We start from the raw sequence: 15,905 nt of genomic DNA, 5'->3' as shown, positions 1-15,905 counted from the left end.
ATTGAGCGGCGCTAGTCCTCGGCGCCATGCCACAGCAGCGGATTGCCGCTGGACCGCGAATAACCGGCCTCGCCGACCAGCACGTCGAGCATCAGGCTGGCCAGGTCATCGGCCACCGGCTCCACGTACAGATCCTTGTCCTGGTAGAAGATCTTGCGGTACGTGTGGCAGTTGTCACAGGTTTCGGCCTTGATGGCGGGCGTGCGGCCCTCGATGGACTGGTACGCGACCTTTTCCACGTCCTCGCAGTGCGAGCATTTGACCCGCACCATGTGCCACTGCGTCGCGCACAGGCTGCAGCACAGATAGCGATAGCCTTCGTACTGGCCGCCGACCCGCACGATGCTGGCGACCGGCAGGCTGCCGCACACCGGACACACGCCGAACGGGCTGGCGACGGGGAGTTGCTTGGGATCGAAGCGGTTGGCCAGGTCCGTCCAGTAGACCTGCAGCGCCGCCATGACAAAGGGCGCGGCCGCGCTGTCCACGCCTTCGTCCTGCTCGGACAGCACGGCCTGCGCCAGGTCTTCAAGCGATTCGGGATCGTCGGCCAGCGCGCGCCGCAGCGCAGCACAGACGTCGAGGGCTTCGGCGGGCACGCCAGGGGCGCGCGACACGTCGTCCAGCAACTGGCCCAGGATGCGGCGCCACAGCGCATCGCGCGGCCAGCCGATGGCCTGCAGCGGCGGCATGCCATGCGCCTGCGCGAGCGAAATCCGGTCTTCGGTGGCGGGCGGCGCGGCGCAGTCCTGCAGCGCGCGATGCTGGGCGTCGACCAGATGCGCCATGAGCTGCAGGTAGTCGCCGACCGGATTGCCGTCGGCAAGCTGCCGCAGGCGCGCCGCCCGCGCCGCGAAAACGGATGTCCGTTCCGGCAGGCTGATGCGGGGAATGGCGTTATGGTCTAGCGCTTCGATCTCGCCGCGTGGAAGAATTCGCTGCAATTCTCGTCTCCAGAAAAACAAATACGGCTGCCAGCCTGCAAAGAGGATAGCAGCCGTCGATCACGACATGCCGGGGATTACTTCTTCACCTGCTCCCGGAACCAGGCGCGATGGTGCTTCCACGCCCAGCCTGCGGTGACATAGCCGCGCAGCATTGCCGTGAGCGACCCCTTCACCCAGATCGCCGCGTAAATATGCACAATGATCGCGCAAATCAGCACCAGCGCACAAACCGCGTGCAGCACCGACGCCGCGCGGACCACTTCGATCGGGAAGTAGAACGCGAAATACTCGCGCCAGATCACGATGCCGCTGACCATCAGCCCCAGCATGCACAGGATCAGCACGTAGAAGAGCAGCTTCTGGCCGGCGTTGTACTTGCCGACCTCGGGCAGCTTTTCCTCGCGGTTCTCGACCACGTCGTCGAGCTGCCTGAGCCACTGGCGATCGGCGCGCGTCAGCAGGTTGTGGCGCCACATGTGCCCGGCAAACACGGCAAAGCAGACGAACATCACCACCCCGATGAACGGATGCAGGATGCGCGTCCAGGGTCCGCCCCCGAACAGGTTGGACAGCCAATACATGGATGGATGAAACAGCGCCAGCCCGGACAGCGCGAGCAGGATGAACGTGAGCGCGATGATCCAGTGGTTGGTGCGCTCGCCCGGCGTGTAGCGCTTGATGCGGCGGTAGTGGTGTTCTTCACTCATGGCGCACCTCCTCTTCAGCCCTGCGTTCGTCTTCCTCGGTCACTTCGTTGCGGCCCACGCGCGCATAGTGGAAAAAGCCCGCCAGCGCGGTGAGCGCCATCGTGGCCAGGCCCAGCGGCTTGGCCAGGCCCTTCCACAGCGACACCATCGGACTGATCTTCGGATCGGCAGGCAGCCCGTGGTACAGCCCCGGCTGGTCGGCGTGATGCAGCACGTACATGACGTGCGTGCCGCCCACGCCGGGCGGGTCATACACGCCGGCCTGCGCAAAGCCGCGCGACTTCAGGTCTTCGACGCGTTCGGCCGCATGCTGGTGCATGTCGTCCTTGGTGCCGAAGACGATGGCGCCGGTGGGACAGGCCTTGACGCACGCGGGCTCCATGCCGACCGCGACGCGATCGGAACACAGCGTGCACTTGTAGGCCTTGTTGTCCTTCTTGGAAATGCGCGGGATGTTGAACGGACAGCCGGTGATGCAGTAGCCGCATCCGATGCAGTTTTCCTCGTGGAAGTCCACGATGCCGTTGTTGTACTGGATGATGGCGCCCGGCGAGGGACAGGCCTTCAGGCAGCCCGGGTCCTCGCAGTGCATGCAGCCGTCCTTGCGGATCAGCCATTCCAGGTCGCCGGCGGGATTCTCGAATTCCGAGAAGCGCATGACCGTCCAGGAGTGCTCGGTGAGGTCGGCCGGGTTGTCGTAGACGCCCACGTTGACGCCGATCTCGTCGCGCAGGTCGTTCCACTCCATGCAGGCGCTCTGGCAGGCCTTGCAGCCGATGCACTTGGAGACGTCGATCAGCTTGGCCACCGAGCCCGTGACAGGTTCACGGATGCCCGGCGGCGGCGTGGTGGTGGCGGAGCGCCGCTTGATGTCCAGGGATTGCATTGACATGTCGGTTCTCCTATACCTTTTCGACCTTCACCAGGAACGACTTGAATTCCGGTGTCTGGGAATTGCCGTCGCCCACGAATGGCGTCAGGGTGTTGGTGAGGAAGCCCGGCTTGGCGATGCCCACGAAACCCCAGTGGATGGGAATGCCGACCTGGTGCACCGTCTTGCCTTCGATGGTGAGCGGACGGATGCGCTTGGTGACCAGCGCCACGGCCTTGATGTAGCCGCGGTTGGACGACACCTTGACGCGGGAGCCGTTGGGAATGCCCAGCTCCTTGGCCAGCGCCTCGCCGATCTCCACGAACTGCTCCGGCTGGAGAATCGCGTTGATGCGGACGTTCTTGGTCCAGTAGTGGAAGTGCTCCGTCAGGCGATAGGTGGTGGCGACATACGGGAAGTTCTCCACCGTGCCCATCGCCGCAAGGTCATCCTTGAAGATGCGCGCGGCCGGGTTGCTGGTGACGCCCTTGGCCTTGGGATGCAGCGGGTTGTAGCCCAGCGGGTTTTCGAAGGGTTCGTAGTGTTCCGGGAACGGCCCTTCGGCCAGGCCCGCCCGCGCAAAGAAGCGCGCCACGCCTTCCGGGTTCATGATGAACGGCCCCATGCCGCCCGCGGGGTTCTCGTCGCCCTTGAAGTCGGGGATGTCGGCGCCCACCCACGCCCTGCCGTTCCATGACACCACGCTGCGCCGCGGATCGAACGGCTTGCCTTGCAGGTCGCACGACGCGCGGTTGTATAGGATGCGGCGGTTGGCCGGCCACGCCCAGGCCCAGTTCAGGGTCTGGCCGATGCCGGTGGGGTCGCTGTTGTCGCGGCGCGCCATCAGGTTGCCGCTGGGACTCCAGGCGCCCGCAAAGATCCAGCAGCCGCTGGCGGTGGAGCCGTCGTCGCGCAGTTCGGCAAAACCGGCAAGCTGCTCGCCGGCGCGGCGCATGATCTTCGTCGGATCCTTGGGATCGGCCAGATCCACCAGCGCGCGGCCCGTGTATTCCTTGGCCAGTTCCTCGGCCGTGGGATTCTGCGGATTGGAATAGGGCCACGACAGGTTGACGATGGGGTCGGGGTACTTGCCGCCGTCCTGTTCGTACATCTTGCGCAGGCGCGTGTAGATGAGCGCCATGATCTCGATGTCGCTCTTGGCTTCGCCCGGGGGCTCGGCGCCCTTCCAGTGCCATTGCAGCCAGCGGCCGGAGTTGACCAGCGCGCCGTCTTCCTCGGCAAAACAGGTGGTGGGCAGGCGGAAGACCTCGGTCTGGATCTTGGACGGATCCACATCGTTGGCCTCGCCGGCGTTACGCCAGAACTCGGACGTTTCCGTGACCAGCGGATCCATGATGACCAGGAACTTGAGCTTGGCGAAGCCCTCGTTCAGCTTGGCCTTGTTGGGCGCCGCCGCCAGCGGGTTGAAGCCCTGCGCGATGTAGCCGTTCATCTTGCCCTGGACCATCAGCTCGTAGACCTGAAGCATGTCGTAGAGCTTGTCCAGCTTGGGCAGGTAGTCGAACGCCCAGTTGTTGTCGGCCGTCGCCGCACCGCCCCACCAGGCCTTCATGAGACTGACGTGGAACTTGTGATAGTTCTGCCAGTAGCTCAGCTGGTTGGGCCGCAGCGGCTTGAGCGTGCGCGTGTCGATGTACTTGGCGTAGTCCTGCTCGGGTTCGTTGGGCAGCGTCATGTAGCCCGGCAGCAGGTTCGACATCAGGCCCAGATCGGTCAGGCCCTGGATGTTCGAGTGCCCGCGCAGCGCATTCATGCCGCCGCCGGCGATGCCGATGTTGCCCAGCAGCAGCTGCACCATCGCGCCCGTGCGGATGATCTGCGAACCGATGGAATGCTGCGTCCAGCCCAGCGCGTACAGGATCGTGGCGGCGCGATTGGTGGTGGCCGTGGACGCGAGCATGTCGCACACCGTCAGGAACTTGTCTTTGGGCGTGCCGCAGACGCGTTCGACCATTTCCGGCGTGTAGCGCGAGTAGTGCTTCTTGAGCAGCTGATACACCGAACGCGGATGCTGCAGCGTGGGATCGGTCTTGACGTAGCCGTCGTCGCCGCGCTCGTAGTCCCAGCTTTGTTTGTCGTAGGTGCGCTTTTCGGCGTTGTAGCCCGAGTACAGGCCCGCGTCGAACGCGAAGTCCTCGCGCACGATGAACGAAAAGTCGGTGTAGTTGCGCACGTACTCGTGCTGGATCTTGTCGTGATCCAACAGGTACTTGATGACGCCACCCAGGAAGATGATGTCGGTGCCGGTGCGTATGGGCGCGTAGAAGTCCGCCACGGATGCCGAACGCGTAAAGCGCGGATCCACGACGATCAACTTGGCCTTGTTGTGGGCCTTGGCTTCAGTGACCCACTTGAACCCGCACGGGTGGGCCTCGGCGGCATTGCCGCCCATGATCAAAACTATGTCCGCGTTCTTGATGTCGACCCAATGGTTCGTCATCGCTCCACGGCCAAACGTCGGGGCAAGACCTGCCACCGTCGGGCCATGTCAGACACGGGCTTGATTGTCGAACGCCAGCATCCCCATGCTGCGCACTGTCTTGTGCGTGATGTAGCCGACCTCGTTGCTGCTTGCCGAGGCGGCCAGCATGCCGGTGGTCAGCCACCGGTTGACCGTCTTGCCGTCCGCGGTCTTCTCGACGAAGTTCGCGTCGCGGTCTTCCTTCATGAGCTTGGTGATGCGCGTCAGGGCTTCGTCCCACGACATCCGTACCCACTTGTCCGAACCGGGCGCCCGGTATTCCGGGAATTTAAGACGGTTGGGGCTGTGGATGAAGTCGATCAGGGCCGCGCCCTTCGGACAGAGGGTGCCGCGGTTGACGGGGTGGTCGGGGTCGCCTTCGATGTGCATGATGCTGGCGCGGGCGTTCTTCGAGCCATCGCCCAAGCCGTACATCAGCAAACCGCAGGCGACCGAACAGTAGGGACAGGTGTTGCGCGTTTCGGTCATGCGCGCAAGCTTGAACTGGCGCACCTCGGCCATGGCCGTGCCGGGGGCAGCCCCCAACAAGGCCAGGCTGGAGCCCGCCAGCGTCGCACCGGTCACCTTGAAGAACTGGCGGCGATTCATGTTGACCATGAAGCACTCCTCTCCTGGTGAATGAAGGAAGCGGAAATTTCCAGGACGAAAAAGCCCTACGACTTCCAGGGAAATGTGAGGAAGTATAGGCCTTCGATACGGGGTCCGTCATGCCTGGCGATGCCGGAGACGCCGGCGCTGGTCCGAATTTGACGGCAAAATGCGCTTTTTTCGCAGATTTTGCCGCAGTGCAGCGCTGCTACGATGGCCGGCGGCATCAGTGATCCGGCAGCATGTTTGCGCCAGTCGCCGCCTGCCCTTTTTCCCGCATGTCATTGGAGCGCCGATGCGCCGCCTTGCCCCCTTGGCCCGAGTTCTCGCCCTGACACTGGCTTTCTCGCCCTTCGTTCTGATGCCGCTGGCGCCCGCCCACGCGGCGCCCGCCGCGCTGTCGCCCGCCGCCGCCGCCACCGAGGCGGCCCAGCAGGCGGCCACGGAGGGGTATCTGTATTTCTATCCGCTGGTGGCGATGGACCTGACCCGCCGGCAGTTCACGCATCCATCGCGGGGCGCCGATGGGGCGCCGGCCAACACGTTCCATCACGGGCGCACCCTGCCCCGCGCGGGCGCGGCCACGCCGTGGGCGAACGTCGACATGCTGCGCAGCAGCGCGTGGCTGGATCTGACGGACGGACCCGTCGTGCTGTCCGTGCCCGACACGGCGGGACGGCTCTACACGCTGACGCTGCTGGATATGTGGACCGACGTCTTCGCGACGCTGGGCAAGCGCACCACGCGCACCGCAAAGGGCAACACCGTGATCGTGCCCCCGGGCTGGAGCGGCACGCTGCCCTCCGGCATGGCGCGCATCGACGCCCCCACCGTGCACGTCTGGGCGAAGGCGATGATCGAAACGCACGGCCCCGCCGACCAGGCGGCGGTGAACACATTGCAGGACGGCTTCGTCCTGACGCCCCTGGCGCAATGGAACCTGCCTGCGCAAGCGCCACGCACCAAGCCCGACCCGTCCCTCGATCTGAAAACCCCGGTGAGCGAACAGGTGGACTCGATGCCCACCGACGCGTTCTTCACCTACGCCGCCGAGCTGCTGCGCAAGCACCCGCCGCATGCGACGGATCAGCCCGTGCTGGCTCTGCTGCGCCGCGTCGGGCTGGCGCCGGGCCGGCCGTTCGACTTCGACAAGCTCGATCATTCCGCCAAGCAGGGCATGCGCCGCGGCGTGCGCGCCGCGCGTGACCGCATGGCGGCAGCCGCCGGCCATTCGCTGCGCGCCACAGACGGCTGGCTGCAGGAAACAGGCAGCATCGGCGTGTATGGCAACGACTGGCTACGCCGCGCGCTGGCCGCGCAGGCGCAGCCGGGCAGCGGATTGCCCGAGGACCTGACGGTGCTGGTGCTGGCCACGGACAGCGATGGCGCGCTGCTGGACGGCGCGCACCGGTATGCGCTGCATCTCGAGACCGGCCAGTTGCCCGACGCGGGCGCGTTCTGGTCGCTGACGGCGTATGACAGCCAGGGCATGCCCGTGCCCAACCCCGTCAACCGCCATGCGCTCGGCAGCCGCGATCCGCTGCGCTACAACGCGGACGGTTCCCTGGATCTTGTCTTCAGCCACTCGGCGCCGCCGCCGGAAGATCAATCGAACTGGCTGCCGATTCCGGCGGCCGGGCCGGTGGGAATGCTGCTGCGGGTTTATCTGCCGGGACCGGCGGTGCGGGATGGCTTGTGGACGCCGCCTGCGGTGCGGCGGGATGTACCGGAGGCGGCTGATGGGGGAAATGGCGAACCTGCGGCAGGCGAACCTGCGGCAGGCGAGCCTGCGTCGGAAGACGCCGCGAAGACCGATGCCCCGGCAACGTCCGAAGCGCCGGTCTCAAACAAGACCGCATCGCCGTCTGGCGCGGCAAAGCCGCAGGCAAACGCCCCCGCCACGCCGCCCGCCAAGAAACCCTGACCGCACCAAAAATACGGCGCGATGTCAGCCGCCAGCCGCTACCATTGGCGTTTTATTCATGAATGAGCCGCCCGCCATGGACGACGCCTTTAGCCACCAATTGTCGATGACCATCCTGATGACGCCTGACATGGCGAATTTCTCAGGAAACGTACACGGCGGAACCATCCTCAAGTATCTGGACCAGGTAGCCTACGCCTGTGCCAGCCGGTACGCCGGCCAATATGTCGTGACGCTGTCCGTCGATCAGGTGGTGTTCCGCGAACCGATCCACGTCGGCGAGCTGGTGACGTTCCTGGCGGCCGTGAACTACACGGGCCGCACGTCGATGGAAATCGGCATCAAGGTCGTGACCGAGGACATCCGCAAGAAGCTGGTGCGCCACACCAACAGCTGTTATTTCACGATGGTGGCGGTGGACGACAAGGGCGCCCCGACCGCCGTGCCGCCGCTGGAGCCCCGCACGCACGAGGAAAAGCAGCGCTTCAAGGCCGCCGGCCTGCGCCGCGAACTGCGCCAGGAAATGGAACGCCGCCACGGCGAGATCAAGCGCGAAACCACGCACGACACGCCGGGCGCCTGATCATCGCGGGGAAGACAGGCACGCAGCTGTCTGCCCGTTGCCCCGCTCTGGAATCCGTTGTCCGGCTCCCGTCGTCCGGACCGCGCCCTGCTTACCCCCGCCCGCTGATACCCAGCCGCGGGGGTTTTTCATGCCCGCTCGATGCCCGCCGGCGGGGCCGGCGGCGCGGCGGCCGGTTCGCGGTCGCGGCCGATCATGCGCTTGATGCCCAGCCATTGCTGCGACCAGAACCCGCGTCCGTAGTCGCGTCCGCCCAGCTCGGCCTGCTGGTCATGGATGCCCGTGGGACCGTAGCCCACTCCAAACCGCGCGGTGCGGAACAGCACGTCCCAGATCGGAAACAGCGCGGCGAAGTTGTAGCCGCCCACCGGCCCCGGCGACGAGGCGTCGTAGGCGATGGAATGGTGATGGCGATGAAAGCGCGGGCTGACCAGGAGGCGTTCGCCCAGCGCGCCGAAGTGCATGCGCAGATTCGCGTGCGAGAAGCTCTGCGCCAGCTGGGTGATGGCCACCACCATGACGAACTGCGCGGGCGGCACGCCCACCAGTTGCGACACGAACACGACCAGCACGTCGCGCAGCATGTCGTCGAGCAGGTGGTTGCGGTCGTCGCTCCAGATGGTCATCTGGCGCTGGCTGTGATGCACGGCATGCAGCGCCCACAGCCAGCCGAAACGGTGCTGCGAGCGATGGTAGAAGTAATCCACCGCATCGAACAGCAGCAGGTAGATGATGAGGCTGACCCATGCCTTGTCGGTCACGCCCGGCCAGTACTGATCCAGCTGGAACGGCGCAAAGCCCCACACGTGCAGCTGGCCGAAGATGCTGTCCCAGAACGGGTCGATGGTGAAGAACAGCAGCAGCCGGAAGGCGCCCAGACGGTGGATCAGCGTGTACAGCACGTCGATGCCGATCTGGCGGCGGTCGGTCACCGGCTCCACGGGACGCAGGCGCTGGAGGGGTCCCAGGACCAGCACCAACACCGCGATCTGGATCAGCCCGACCAGCAGCCACATGGTGGCGTCGTAGGCGTCCTCGATGAAGTTGCTCAGGCCCAGGTGGAACAGCGCGGGCTGAATCGCCGTCTCGAAGAGCCATTGCTGGCTGTCCCCGAAGAGTTGGCTAAGCGTATCCATGATCAGTGATGCGAAGCGATCCAGTCGCGATAGGCCGGATGGGTGTTCAAGGTGGCAAAACAATAGCCCTTGCGCTGCAAACCTTCAATCAGCGGTTCCAGCACGCCGGGCGCCCACGGGTCCTGGCGCGACCAGATGCCCAGGTGGGCGAGCAGGATGTCGCCGGGCTTGACGGTGCGCAGCGCCTGGTCCAGCAGCTTGGCGTTGGGGTATTTGTCGCTGGGCAGCTCATCGCCCAGGAACCCGGCCGGCGACCAGCCCACGTGCTCGAAGCCGCAGGCCTTGGCCGCCTTCAGCAGCGCGGGCGAGGTCTTGCCGCCGGGCGCGCGGTACAACGGCAGCATGTTCTTGCCCGTCATCTGGTGGAACCGGGTGACGGAGCGTTTGATTTCGGCGCAGTATTGCTCGGCGGTCCACTCGGCGCGCTTGCCGGCGTCGGGCCCGGCGCTGGGTTTGACGCGGAACTTGCCGCCCGGCAGGTCGCCCTGCCAGTAGACGTGGTCGTAGGTGTGCGAGGCAAAGGCGTGGCCTTCGGCGGCGCGTGCCTTCCACCAGGGCGCCCACACGTCGTCCAGGCTGGCGCCGTCGGTCAGCGTGCGCTCGTTGGCCAGAAAGAAGGTGACCTTGACCTGGTGACGGGCCAGCACGTCGGCCACCAGCGGCGCGACGCCCATGTGGCCGGTGTCGAACGTCAGGTAGACAGGCTTGTCGCAGGTGGCCTGCGGGGCCGCGCCGGCCACCGAGGTCGCCAGCGCCAGGCACAGGACCGCGGACCGGGCTTTGCCCTTAGCGGGTCGGCGCATGATTCAGGGTCCATACGCCGTGCGGCGACTTGCCCACGGGCACCTGGTTGACGACCTTCTTCTGCTCCAGGTCCACCACCGTCAGCTTGCGCGCCCAGCGCGAGGTGACCAGCAGCGTCTTGCCGTCGGCCAGCACGTCCATGCAGTCCGGGCCGCCCGGCACCGGGAAGGTGTCGACGACAGCCAGCGTCTGCAGGTCGATGCGGCTGATCGAGTTGGCGGTGCGGTTGCTGACGAACAGGTGGCGGTGGTCGCCCTGCGCGCGGAAGGCGTGCGCGCCCGCCGCTGTCTGGATGCGCTTGACCAGCTTGGCCGGGCCGTTGCTGACGTCATAGGCTTCCACGTACGAGTCGCCCGTCAGCGCCACCAGCAGCGTCTTCTGGTCGGGGGTCAGGAAGACGTCAGCGGGCGTCTTGCCCGTGGACACCGTCCACTTGGGCGTCTGCGTGGCCAGGTCGATGGCGATGAGCTGATCGCTGTCCTGCAGCGAGACGTAGGCCGTCGTGCTGTGCTTGTCGATCATGATGTGGCTGGGCGTCTTGCCCGCCTGGATGCGCTTGACCAGCGTCAGGTCAAAGCCCTTTTCGAGCGGCTTCCAGGCATAGATGTCGATGTGGTCCAGGCGGTTGGCCGCCGTGACGAACCACTTCATGTCCGGCGAAAACTGCAGCTGGTAGGGATCGACGATGCCGGTCAGCGTGCGCTGCACTTCGCCCGTCTTGGGATCCATCAGGGTGATGGAATCGCCGGTGGCGTTGGCGATCATCAGCGACTTTTCGTCGGGCGTCAGATACAGGTGATGCGGCTCTTTGCCGGTAGGCACGCGCCGCAGTTCCTTGTAGGTGGCCGGATCGATGATGCTGACGTTGGCGTCCAGGGAATTCAGGACAAAAATCGGGGCGGAAGCCGCCGCGGCGCTAAGCGCCATCCCCACGCCGAACAGGGCGTAGCGGACAAAAGACATGGGGTTCAATTTGGAGATCCGGCAAGGGGAAATCGGGCAGGCACCCGGTGCTCGCCATTTTAGGCACAGGCGCCTGACAAATGGGTCACAGGTGACGACGGAAACGCGGCGCGGCGGCAGGCTTTGACGGCAAACACGCAAGCCTGTTGCGACCCCGCAACAGGCACGTGAAAAGCGGCATACGGCCCCGAAAAACCTACCTGGCAGGCGCCGGCTGACCGTTCGCGTCCACCCAGTTTCCAGCGCGGATATCGGCGTCTCGCAAGGCCGCCGCGCGGGAAGCCGAGGACGGTCCCAGGTCACTCTCCAGCACGCCGCCTTCCGGCCCCACGACGAACGTGCCGATGCCCGTGTGCCCGTAACGCGCGGGCCAGGCCACGATGCGGTACGTATTGCCCGCGCCTCCCGGCAGCACCTTGTAGCGATAGCCGAAATACGCGTCGTCCACGGGCACGTCGGGCCCCATCGCCAGCGCATCCGGGCCAAAGGCCTGCTGCGGCGCACCGGGCACGTCGGGCCAGTACAGGCCGTCGCGCTCGCCGGCCCGGCTGACCAGCCGCGTGGCGTACCGGCCCTGGCCGACCCCTTGCGCATACCGGGTCTGCGCGGCCTGAAGTTCCTGCAGGGTTTCGATGGCGGTCAGCTCATTGCGGTCGATGGCGCGGCGCTGGATCTCCGCCTTGCCCGCCACCGGGTCGAATCGCCATCCCTGGCCGGCGCGCACCAGCGGCACCGGCAGCGTCCACCCGGAATCACCGACCGCCACCCACGAACGCCCGCCGTCGGCGACGATGTCGTGCTTGCGCACCCACGCCGCCAGGTAGCGATAGATGTTTTCCTGATCGACGCCGCCCGGCACGAGCTGCCGGTGGTTCGGACCCAGCACGGTGCGCAGGGCGTCGACGTCGTTCAAGGCCAGCGCATCGGTAAACGCCTGCGCCGCCGCCTGGGCGCTGGGATACACGGCCTGCGACATGGCGGGCGCCGCCACGCCCAGCCCCAGGACCGAAGCCACGCACAGCGCGCGCAAACGAGCGATCGTCATAGAAAGTCCCTTGTCCATGGTGCCTATCTCCGGCCACCGCCGCGCCCGCCGCCACCGCCGCGATGGACGCCTGCCCCGCCGCCACGATGCGGCGCGCTGGCGCCGGTGCTGCGATGCCCGCCGCCGCGGCTCATTTCGCCGCGCTGGTTCTGCTGCCGCATGCGGTCGCCGTCGCCCGCCCCGCTCAGTGCGTTGTGGCTGTTCGACGCCCGCGCCCGGTCGCGCGCGGCCGTCTCGTCGGCGCGCTGGCGCTGGGCGGCGGCCTGCCGGTCCTGGGTCGAGATGCCGGACGTCCCGACGCTGGACGCGCCGTCGCGCGGACGATCCTGGGTCGAGACGCCCGTTGACCGGTTCTGGGCGCGATCCTGAGTCGAGACGCCGGTTGACCGGTTCTGCGCGCGATCCTGGGTCGAGACGCCGGCCGTCCCGGCGCCGCGGTCCCGCCCGCCCTGTCCGGCTTGCGGCCCCTGCCCTTGCCCCCGGCCCGCCGCGCCGTCGCCCCGGCCTGCCCCCTGGCCGCGTCCGCCGTCCGCGCCGGAATGACCCGCGATCGGCTGCCCGGTCCGCCCTTCAAAAGACTGCGCCGCCCGCTGCCTGGCGGCATCGCGTGACCCGGCCGCCGGCGCCGAGCCCGCCGCGCCAAGCCCTTGGCCGCCCGCCTGCGCACGGTTCTGCAAGCCGGCCTGCCGCTGGCTGTCGAAACGCTGGCGATTGGCGGCGTCCGCGTACGGCGCGTTGCCGCGATTGGCGGCGTTGTGTTGCCACGTTGACCGATTGTTGTTGACGTTGTTGCGGTCGATGCGATTGTTGACGTTGATGTTGTTGTAGCGATCCACGTCGATATCGATGTCGCCATGCCCCCAGTTCGCGTCGCCCCACATCGAATTGATCGCCGCGACGCCGATGCCGAATCCGATCCCGGCCACCAGCGAACTCGCAAACACCGACCCCGGCGGCGGGGGATAGTAATAAGGCGGATACGACGGATACGCCCACGCGCCATAGACCACCGTGGGGTTGTAACTGGGCACGTAGACGACTTGAGGATCCGCCGGCTCGATCACCACAACCGTCTTGTCATTCGCGGTGGTGGTCTTGACCGTCTGTTGCGGCGTGCTTTTCAGGTTGCCGGCCTTTTGCGCCTGGGTGCGCAGCCGCTGGACGGAATCCATGACGGCCTCGGGTTGCGCCAGGAACGCGTCGCCCACGGACTTCACCCAGCCGGGCTCGCGGCCCATCATGTCCATGACCGAGGGAAAGGCCACCAGCGACTTGACGCTGGGGTCCCAGGTTTCGGCGTCGACGGCTCGCACCGCATCATCGCCGGACTGGTTGGCGTTTGCGGCCGACCATTTGGCCGCCGCCGCGACGTCATCGGGGTACGTGGATCCCATCAGGATCTGCGACAGCAGCGCGTCCGGATAGAGCGCCACGGGCGCCATCAACTGATCAAGCTGAGCGTTGCTCAGCTTGGTCTGCGCCATGGCGGGAAAAGAGAGTGACAGCCCCAGGCAAATCAGGCCGAAGAACCACGTTCGCAGTCGCCGCATTTCCGTTCTCCGCACACAGAGCAAGACGCCACAAGCCAGGAGGGAACCGCCGGATATCGCGAAGACAATATATGCCTAACCCTGGTGGTTTGGAAGCGCCGGCGGCGAGCAAGAGAGCGTGGTGTCTGAGACCTGGGGAGAAGATCGTCATCTTGAGACGGTGTCTCGGCGGTGTCAGACACCGGCCGATCCGCCATATGCCGGATTGGCTTGCGCCCTTCCGCAGGCCTATACTGGATTCGCCGTTGCTGGACATTCCTTTACCTAAAGGAGAGGCAACATGTACAGGCACTTGCTCATCGCCGTGGACGGCTCCCTGCTGTCCGAATCGGCATTCAAGCGCGCCCTCGTTTTCGCCAAGGAAATGGGCGCCACCATCACCCTGCTGCGCGCCATCCCGGAAGACCATCTGCTGGTTTACCAGGCCGAAATGCTGGGCACCACCGAAGGCCATCACACCGATCAGGCGCGCAAGAACGCGCAGGCGTATCTGGACGGGCTTGAAGCCGAGGCGCGGCACGCGCTGGTGCCCTGCGAAGCCATCGTCACGGTGAACGACCATCCGCACGAGGCCATCGTGGAGACGGCGCAAAAGTCCGGGTGCGACCTGATCGTGATGGGTTCGCACGGGCGGCACGGCATGACGGGCTTCTTGCTGGGCAGCGAGACGCAACGCGTGCTGGCGCGCACGCGGCTGCCGGTGCTGGTGTATCGCTAGCCGTGCGTCAAGGTGTCGGCGAATCGTGGCCGGCGAGGGGCCGCGCGTCTCCACGGGCCGGCCACGGTCACGCGGCCGCCAGCGCGTGCTGAAACGTAAAGCTGTCCGCGTACAGGTGATCCAGACTGGCGCCGCGTTCGGCCAACAGGCTTTTGGCCTGGCGAATCATCTCCGGCGCGCCGCACAGATAGAACGCATGTTCCGACAGGTCCGCGTGATCTTCCAGCACCGCCTGCTGCACGTAGCCCCGGCGCCCCTGCCAGTCCGCTCCCGCGCGCGACAGCACGGGCACGAAATTGAAATCATAGAGCCGCCCGGCCCAGCTTTCGATCTCGTCGCGCAGGTACAGGTCCGCCTCGGTGCGCAGGCCCCAATACAGCGTCACGGGCGGGCAGTCCTCGTTGTCCAGCAGCGACTCGAGAATCGCCTTGATGGGCGCAATGCCGGTGCCGGTGGCCATCATGATGAGCGGGCGCCAATCTTCCTCGTGATAGCTGAAGACGCCAAGCGGCGCCTCGATCTCCACCGGCGCGCCGGCGCTGGCCTGCCCCAGCCACTGGTCGGTGTAGCGGCCGCCGGGAATGCGGCGCACGTGGAAGTCGATCAGGTTGCCCGTAGGCGCCGACGCCATGGAAAAGCTGCGCGTCTCGCCGTCGGGGAGCACCACGTTCATATACTGTCCCGGCACGTAATCCAGGCCGTCGCCGGGCAGCGCCAGGGTCAGGTGGATGACGTCGTCACAGAACGCGGCGATGCGATGGATCGTGGCGGGCATGCGGCGGGGGGGAGGAAAGGTCTGCCGGCTGCTCGCCACGCTGATGCACAGGTCGGCCGTCGGACGGGCCTGGCACGCCAGCGCGTAGCCCTGCTCGGCCTCTTCCGGGGTCAGCGCCATGGGGAATTCGTCATACCGGACAGTGCCCGATTCGAGTTTGATGCGGCAGGTGCCGCAGCCGCCGAACGTGCATTCGTGCGGCAGCTTCACCGCCGAACGCTCCGCGGCTTCCAGCACGGATTCGCCTTCATCGACGACAAAGGCTTCTGCGGTTTCCAGGATGTGCACGCGGTATGCCATGGCGCCCTCGCCTATTTCTTGATGTCCGCTTCCACCAGCACTTTCATGCCGCGCGGCTCCAGCAGTTCGCCCAGCGCAGCCAGTGCCGCAAGACCTGCTTTGGTGTCTTGCTCACCGTTGCCGCCGCTCAGGCCCACGCCGCCGATCACCTCGCCATTCACCACGATGGGAAAGCCGCCGACGAACACCGCAAACTTGCCGTCGAAGCTCCACTGGATGCCGAAGGCTTCGTTGCCGGGCAGCGCGGGGCCGTTGGGCGGCGTATTGAAAAGGTGCGTCGAGCGCTTGTGCCCGGCGGCGGTGAACGCCTTGTTCCAGGCGATCTGCGGACCCGTGATGCGGGCGCCGTCCATGCGCTCCAGCGCAATCGGATAGCCGCCGTCGTCCACGATGCAGATCGACTCCAGCACGCCGATTTCCTGCGACTTGGCGATGGCGGCGCGCACCATGACGCGCGCCTCTTCAAGTTCCAGCCGATAGATCTGTTTCAT

General features: G+C 66.2%; 14 protein-coding genes. 3 read left to right on the top strand and 11 right to left on the bottom strand.

Annotated elements, in window-relative coordinates:
• Positions 1 to 11 precede the first annotated feature (11 nt).
• The 4 genes from fdhE to fdnG all read right to left on the bottom strand — a co-directional run bounded on the left by fdhE (position 12) and on the right by fdnG (position 5,625).
• Positions 12 to 944: a formate dehydrogenase accessory protein FdhE gene (fdhE, locus tag AC6CIE_RS14635; RefSeq protein ID WP_498092637.1), complete on the bottom strand. Its 933-nt coding sequence runs from the start codon at positions 942 to 944 to the stop codon at positions 12 to 14.
• 77 nt (positions 945 to 1,021) lie between these two features.
• Positions 1,022 to 1,654, bottom strand: coding sequence for a formate dehydrogenase subunit gamma (locus AC6CIE_RS14630; RefSeq protein WP_175139596.1), 633 nt, complete (start codon positions 1,652 to 1,654; stop codon positions 1,022 to 1,024).
• Positions 1,647 to 2,546 carry a formate dehydrogenase subunit beta gene (fdxH, locus tag AC6CIE_RS14625; protein WP_175139597.1) on the bottom strand — a complete coding sequence of 300 codons (900 nt, stop codon included), beginning with the start codon at positions 2,544 to 2,546 and terminating at the stop codon, positions 1,647 to 1,649. Before fdxH ends, AC6CIE_RS14630 begins: the two co-directional genes overlap by 8 nt.
• 10 nt (positions 2,547 to 2,556) lie before the next feature.
• Positions 2,557 to 5,625 carry a formate dehydrogenase-N subunit alpha gene (gene fdnG / locus AC6CIE_RS14620; protein WP_498092635.1) on the bottom strand — a complete coding sequence of 1,023 codons (3,069 nt, stop codon included), beginning with the start codon at positions 5,623 to 5,625 and terminating at the stop codon, positions 2,557 to 2,559.
• A 286-nt stretch (positions 5,626 to 5,911) separates the two neighbouring features.
• On the opposite strand from fdnG, the gene AC6CIE_RS14615 reads away from it, so the two are divergent.
• Both AC6CIE_RS14615 and AC6CIE_RS14610 read left to right on the top strand, forming a co-directional pair.
• Entirely contained in the window at positions 5,912 to 7,540 is a 1,629-nt protein-coding gene (locus AC6CIE_RS14615; protein ID WP_498092633.1) for a DUF1254 domain-containing protein, read from the top strand.
• A gap of 76 nt (positions 7,541 to 7,616) precedes the next feature.
• Entirely contained in the window at positions 7,617 to 8,123 is a 507-nt protein-coding gene (locus tag AC6CIE_RS14610; RefSeq protein WP_056319320.1) for an acyl-CoA thioesterase, read from the top strand.
• A 128-nt stretch (positions 8,124 to 8,251) separates the two neighbouring features.
• Here AC6CIE_RS14610 and AC6CIE_RS14605 read toward each other — a convergent pair whose 3' ends face one another.
• The 5 genes from AC6CIE_RS14605 to AC6CIE_RS14585 form a co-directional block, all read right to left on the bottom strand.
• Positions 8,252 to 9,259, bottom strand: coding sequence for a sterol desaturase family protein (locus AC6CIE_RS14605; protein ID WP_498092631.1), 1,008 nt, complete (start codon positions 9,257 to 9,259; stop codon positions 8,252 to 8,254).
• A 2-nt stretch (positions 9,260 to 9,261) separates the two neighbouring features.
• On the bottom strand, positions 9,262 to 10,062 hold the full coding sequence (locus AC6CIE_RS14600) for a polysaccharide deacetylase family protein (protein WP_218342279.1): 801 nt from the start codon (positions 10,060 to 10,062) through the stop codon (positions 9,262 to 9,264).
• A complete protein-coding gene (locus tag AC6CIE_RS14595; protein ID WP_056565095.1) occupies positions 10,046 to 11,026 on the bottom strand; it encodes a YncE family protein in 981 nt (326 codons plus the stop codon). Before AC6CIE_RS14595 ends, AC6CIE_RS14600 begins: the two co-directional genes overlap by 17 nt.
• 196 nt (positions 11,027 to 11,222) lie before the next feature.
• Positions 11,223 to 12,071: a DUF2950 family protein gene (locus tag AC6CIE_RS14590; protein WP_367351320.1), complete on the bottom strand. Its 849-nt coding sequence runs from the start codon at positions 12,069 to 12,071 to the stop codon at positions 11,223 to 11,225.
• 23 nt (positions 12,072 to 12,094) lie between these two features.
• On the bottom strand, positions 12,095 to 13,621 hold the full coding sequence (locus tag AC6CIE_RS14585; protein ID WP_498092629.1) for a DUF3300 domain-containing protein: 1,527 nt from the start codon (positions 13,619 to 13,621) through the stop codon (positions 12,095 to 12,097).
• A 280-nt stretch (positions 13,622 to 13,901) separates the two neighbouring features.
• Here AC6CIE_RS14585 and AC6CIE_RS14580 point away from each other — a divergent pair, with 280 nt between their 5' ends.
• Complete coding sequence (locus AC6CIE_RS14580) at positions 13,902 to 14,339, top strand: universal stress protein (protein ID WP_175123758.1); 438 nt, start codon at positions 13,902 to 13,904, stop codon at positions 14,337 to 14,339.
• 67 nt (positions 14,340 to 14,406) lie between these two features.
• On the opposite strand, the gene AC6CIE_RS14575 is transcribed toward AC6CIE_RS14580, so the two are convergent.
• Positions 14,407 to 15,414, bottom strand: coding sequence for a 2Fe-2S iron-sulfur cluster-binding protein (locus AC6CIE_RS14575; RefSeq protein WP_498092627.1), 1,008 nt, complete (start codon positions 15,412 to 15,414; stop codon positions 14,407 to 14,409).
• A gap of 11 nt (positions 15,415 to 15,425) precedes the next feature.
• Complete coding sequence (locus tag AC6CIE_RS14570; RefSeq protein ID WP_056319338.1) at positions 15,426 to 15,905, bottom strand: GlcG/HbpS family heme-binding protein; 480 nt, start codon at positions 15,903 to 15,905, stop codon at positions 15,426 to 15,428.

It is taken from the genome of Achromobacter sp. GQ309, from assembly GCF_059759315.1.
Note: the sequence above shows the minus strand (reverse complement) of the source record. Positions and strands in the feature narration are given on the sequence as shown.

Coding starts and splice junctions, on each gene's coding strand:
- AC6CIE_RS14630 (WP_175139596.1), bottom strand. CDS start 1,654: ATGAGTGAAGAACACCACTACCGCCGCATCAAGCGCTACACGCCGGGC.
- fdxH (WP_175139597.1), bottom strand. CDS start 2,546: ATGTCAATGCAATCCCTGGACATCAAGCGGCGCTCCGCCACCACCACG.
- AC6CIE_RS14615 (WP_498092633.1), top strand. CDS start 5,912: ATGCGCCGCCTTGCCCCCTTGGCCCGAGTTCTCGCCCTGACACTGGCT.
- AC6CIE_RS14610 (WP_056319320.1), top strand. CDS start 7,617: ATGGACGACGCCTTTAGCCACCAATTGTCGATGACCATCCTGATGACG.
- AC6CIE_RS14605 (WP_498092631.1), bottom strand. CDS start 9,259: ATGGATACGCTTAGCCAACTCTTCGGGGACAGCCAGCAATGGCTCTTC.
- AC6CIE_RS14600 (WP_218342279.1), bottom strand. CDS start 10,062: ATGCGCCGACCCGCTAAGGGCAAAGCCCGGTCCGCGGTCCTGTGCCTG.
- AC6CIE_RS14595 (WP_056565095.1), bottom strand. CDS start 11,026: ATGTCTTTTGTCCGCTACGCCCTGTTCGGCGTGGGGATGGCGCTTAGC.
- AC6CIE_RS14590 (WP_367351320.1), bottom strand. CDS start 12,071: ATGACGATCGCTCGTTTGCGCGCGCTGTGCGTGGCTTCGGTCCTGGGG.
- AC6CIE_RS14585 (WP_498092629.1), bottom strand. CDS start 13,621: ATGCGGCGACTGCGAACGTGGTTCTTCGGCCTGATTTGCCTGGGGCTG.
- AC6CIE_RS14580 (WP_175123758.1), top strand. CDS start 13,902: ATGTACAGGCACTTGCTCATCGCCGTGGACGGCTCCCTGCTGTCCGAA.
- AC6CIE_RS14575 (WP_498092627.1), bottom strand. CDS start 15,414: ATGGCATACCGCGTGCACATCCTGGAAACCGCAGAAGCCTTTGTCGTC.
- AC6CIE_RS14570 (WP_056319338.1), bottom strand. CDS start 15,905: ATGAAACAGATCTATCGGCTGGAACTTGAAGAGGCGCGCGTCATGGTG.